3 protein-coding genes are annotated in these 1,201 nt (G+C 72.9%); 2 read left to right on the top strand and 1 reads right to left on the bottom strand.

Annotation, left to right across the window (positions count from 1 at the left end; all coding sequences use genetic code 11):
• Positions 1–81 precede the first annotated feature (81 nt).
• Positions 82–732, top strand: a complete 651-nt coding sequence (locus U9980_RS14775; RefSeq protein WP_322768442.1) for a sugar-binding protein — start codon at positions 82–84, stop codon at positions 730–732.
• 46 nt (positions 733–778) lie between these two features.
• Here the strand turns inward: U9980_RS14775 and U9980_RS14770 are convergent, their stop codons facing one another.
• The gene (locus U9980_RS14770; RefSeq protein WP_322768441.1) at positions 779–961 is read right to left on the bottom strand and encodes a hypothetical protein; all 183 of its coding nucleotides are present in this window, start codon (positions 959–961) and stop codon (positions 779–781) included.
• A gap of 53 nt (positions 962–1,014) precedes the next feature.
• Here U9980_RS14770 and U9980_RS14765 point away from each other — a divergent pair.
• A partial coding sequence (locus U9980_RS14765) for a hypothetical protein (RefSeq protein WP_322768440.1) occupies positions 1,015–1,201 on the top strand: 187 nt, incomplete at its 3' end.

Raw genomic sequence — 1,201 nt, 5'->3', positions numbered from 1 at the left:
AGCGGCCCGATTTCTGTCCCGGTGCCGACTGCATACCGGCTCCTGCACCTCCCGGTGGCTGGTCTGGCACTCTGATGTCCTATGAGCGAGCAAACCGATCTCATCCCAATGTCCGACGGCACGGACGCGTCTCCGGACTTCGATCTGGTTCGTCGCGGCTACGACCCACATCAGGTCAAAGCGCACGTCAACTGGCTCGTCGAGCAGCTGCGCGAAGCGGAGTCGCATCGGGCCGCCGCCGAGGCCGCGGCGTCCGAGGCCGCATCCGAAACCGCGACGGCACGTGATCATCTCGCTGCCAACCGACCCGCGTGGGAGGAGTTCGGCGGCCGGATCACCCAGATTCTCCAGCTCGCGGAGGAGGAAGCCGCCGACGTGCGGGCGGAGCGGACGCGGGAGGTGGACGCCGCGCTCCAGCAGGCCCAGCAGGAGCATGCCGAGGCGCGGCGGACCCACGAGCGGACGATCCGCGATGCCGAGGCGAGCGCCCAGGAGATCCTCTCGACAGCGCAGGCCGAGGCCGAGGCCATCGTCGCCGCCGCGCGTTCGACCGCCGAGACAGCCGAGGAGGAGTCCCGCCGCCGGCTGGCTGATCTCGGCCGACAGCGGGACCAGGTGACCGCCCAGCTTGGTCAGCTGCGCGACCGGTTGGCAGCGGCCATGGCTCCGCTCGACCTCGGATCGGACCCGTCGCCGGCGGACACCGGGCAACCGGCGGCCGCCCGTTCCTGAGCCGTCCGGTCCTGAGCCGTCCGGTCCCGCCGCCGGCCCAGCGGGATCACCAGCCCGGCGGGATGGTGCGCCGGTCACGACGGGTCCAGCAGGCCGTGTGCCAGTGCCTACGCTCGGCAATATGGTCATCGCGCCAGCAGACGACGTGCGGGGTCGCCGGCAGGATCTCCTGCTGGCAGCCGGGGCAGCGGTAGTACTTGCGTGCGGCCGCGCCGCTGATCCGGCGCACGATCCAGTCCCCGTCCGCACGCTGTTCGATCGTCTCGGCGCCGACGACGGCCGGTGGGAGCGGTGGTCGCTCCGGCCGCGCGCGCCGCGACCGTCTGCGGGTCACCGCGGACGCGACGCCGGCGGATCTTCCGGGCGGCGGGGGCGCGCCACGCGGGGCCGTGGTATGCCCCGGTCGGTGCCGGGCTCGGACGCGGGCGTCCGGCCGACGACGTCATCCTCGACACGGTCACCCCTGACG

The sequence above is a fragment of the Protofrankia sp. Cr1 genome, from assembly GCF_963555865.1.
Classification (GTDB): domain Bacteria; phylum Actinomycetota; class Actinomycetes; order Frankiales; family Frankiaceae; genus Protofrankia.
This window is presented reverse-complemented; position numbering and strand designations above follow the sequence as displayed.